Here is a 2,610-nt window from a genome sequence, read left to right as displayed (position 1 = left end):
AATCCCCCGCCGGTCGGCGAGCGCTCCTGGGGCCCGACCTACGCTTTTCCCCGCCACGGCCAAGGCGACCAGGCCGACTGGCTGCGCGACACCAACCAGCGCACCATGGCCTTCGCCATGGTCGAGACGCGTGCAGCCCTCGATGCGCTCGATGGCATCCTCGACACGCCCGGCATCGACGGCATCTTCCTGGGCCCGTCGGATTTCTCGATCGCCTGGAGCAATGGCGCCACGGTCAATTCGACGCTGGAAAGCATGATGGAGACGGTGGCGTCGGTGGCCGAGCGCACCCGCAAGGCCGGCAAACATGCGGCGATCTACGTTGTCGAGCCGGCAATTGCCGGCCGGGTCGTGTCGATGGGCTATCGCCTGCTGGCCATGGGCTCGGAGCATGCGCTGATTTCACTGGGCGCAAAGACCCTGCTCAAGGGCATCAAGGATTCGATCGGATCCTGAACCCGAACCGGACGCACTGCCGTCACAGCGCCGGGCGGTTAGGCGCTCGACGCCGCAGGCGCCGCGGCGATAGGTCCGCCGCGCCTGAACCTGTTGAACAGGGCGCCGACCATCTGGACCCACCAGTTGTTGAAGGTCATGAGCGGCAACGCCGCGAGGATCGAACCCAGTATGGCGGCGGCGGCGCCGAGTGCGGTGGAACCGCTTGTCAACAAAACCCATGACCCCAATGAGCAGATAACGGGTACATGCACGAGGTAGAGTGGGAAGGACAGCTCGCCCAGAAAACGTGCCACCTTACCCGAGAACCATGATAAAGGCTCATCCACACTCAGCACCGCGTAGACCAACATGACGCTTGCCGGGATGGCCACGCAGGCTTGCCGCAGGCCCACATCGGAAGCCACGTCAAGCACGGCGAACGGGCGATATATGCCCACGGCACTCCCCGCATAACCCAGCAGCGCCAGGGAAACCATCACCATGGCGCCTCTCACCCACCGATTCGGGCGAAAATCCATGGCGAGAAGCGGATAGAGCAAGAGGCTGGCCGGAAAGGCACAAAGAAAGTAACTGACTTGCAGCGCCAGGAACACGACTGCTGCTATGCAGACCCAGAACGATAACGTCCAGCGGCCTTGAAGGAAAAAGACGATCGGGGCGAGGGCGAAGGTCAGCATGCTCCCCCAGAACTCGACCGTCATGGTCCACAGACTGCTGTCATAATAGTTGTCGCCGTAGATGAACGTCCGCCACGCCCCTTGCAGAAACGCGTCGGCGAAACTCGCAGTCTCCGGCGATAGCACCTTTGAAGCATTGCCGAAACTTCTCAGCCAGTCGGATTGGGTGACGGCGGCCGCATCCTTGATGAAATACAGGTCGAGCTTGAAGATGATGCAGGATGCCAGCGTCGTAACGAGTACCGGGCCGGCCAGGCGTGGCAGGCGCTTGATCGCACCCAACCGCAGATCTTGTGCCTTGCTGGTCTGAAAATAACGCTTCACGAGCACGTAGGAAGACAGGACGAAAAACAGGTAGACGGCGGAGCCGCCATTGAACGCGACGAAAGCCAGGCTTGTTTTGAGCGATTGCCCGGCCAAGTCTCCCTCGCCTTCCATCAATGGCGCAAAAGCACCCAAACAATGCCCATTCAGAACTACGAGCGCGGCGACACCTCTTAACAATTCGAGTGAAGCATCCTTGGCCAAGTATGGGCTTTCTTTGAATAATTGCTATTTAGTACGCGCGAATATAATCGTTCGGCGAACAGAGTTCGCCGTTGCTGGAGAGATTATCGCGATCTGCATTAAATTATTGTTCACGCAAGCCGGATGGCCTGCCGAGCAGCTTCGTGTTCAGGCTTTGACCGTATATATTACAGGTCCGTCAGGAACTTGGCGAAGGTCATGGAGCCTTCGGGCCAAGGGCCGAATCCTGAATCCTCGCTGAGATGCCCGGTCTCGCCGGCGTCGATGAACAGCGAGCCCCAGGCCCCGGCAATGTCCTCGGCGACATCGAAGGCGCAGAACGGGTCGTTGCGGCTGGCGATCACGATCGAAGGAAAAGGCAGCGGTTCGCGCGGGTAGGGGCCGAAGGTCATCAGGTGCCTTGGCTTGATCTTTGGATTGGCGACATCGGGCGGCGCCACGAAAAAGGCCCCGGCGACCGGCTTGCGGAATTGCGGAATGGCTTGCACTGCGGTGGCGACGCCAAGTGAGTGCGCGACCAGGACGACCGGCCGCTCGGCCTCGTTGACCGCCTTGGCGACGCTCGCCGTCCAGTCCTCGCGCACCGGCTTCGACCACTCCGCCTGTTCGACGCGGCGCGCCGTCGACAGCTTCGACTGCCAGCGGCTCTGCCAATGGTCGGGGCCGGAATTGGTGTAGCCCGGCACGATGAGAATATCTGCGTCTCTGACCTTCATGGCGCTGAGATAGCGAGCGGCATCGCTTCGTGCAACCGGCAGAAACGCCACGTTTGATCACAATAGTGAACACCATGTTCGCTTCTTCGCGTCTTGTGTGAACGATGCGGATGGACGATCTGTGGTCAGGAAAAGAAACAGCCGTGCGCGGGAACCCTGACTTTGGAACTGACACGACGTACAATGATCGGCGGAGTGGGGTTTCTCGCTTTGGGAGCTTCATCGCAGGC

Annotated in this window: 3 protein-coding genes; 1 reads left to right on the top strand and 2 read right to left on the bottom strand. The window is 60.6% G+C overall.

What is annotated here, in order from left to right; genetic code table 11:
• On the top strand, window positions 1–456 hold a 456-nt coding region (locus tag ENZ74_RS28485), incomplete at its 5' end, for an aldolase/citrate lyase family protein (protein WP_245471023.1).
• Between the two features lie 38 nt (window positions 457–494).
• Here the strand turns inward: ENZ74_RS28485 and ENZ74_RS28480 are convergent.
• Window positions 495–1,664 carry an acyltransferase gene (locus ENZ74_RS28480; RefSeq protein WP_063167822.1) on the bottom strand — a complete coding sequence of 390 codons (1,170 nt, stop codon included), beginning with the start codon at window positions 1,662–1,664 and terminating at the stop codon, window positions 495–497.
• A gap of 167 nt (window positions 1,665–1,831) precedes the next feature.
• Complete coding sequence (locus tag ENZ74_RS28475) at window positions 1,832–2,380, bottom strand: alpha/beta hydrolase (protein WP_063170214.1); 549 nt, start codon at window positions 2,378–2,380, stop codon at window positions 1,832–1,834.
• Window positions 2,381–2,610 lie beyond the last annotated feature (230 nt).

This window comes from Mesorhizobium sp. M7A.F.Ca.CA.002.15.2.1, from assembly GCF_003998715.1.
GTDB lineage: Bacteria > Pseudomonadota > Alphaproteobacteria > Rhizobiales > Rhizobiaceae > Mesorhizobium > Mesorhizobium ciceri.
The sequence above is the reverse complement of the archived record's forward strand: the minus strand, read 5'-3'. Positions and strand labels throughout refer to the sequence as shown.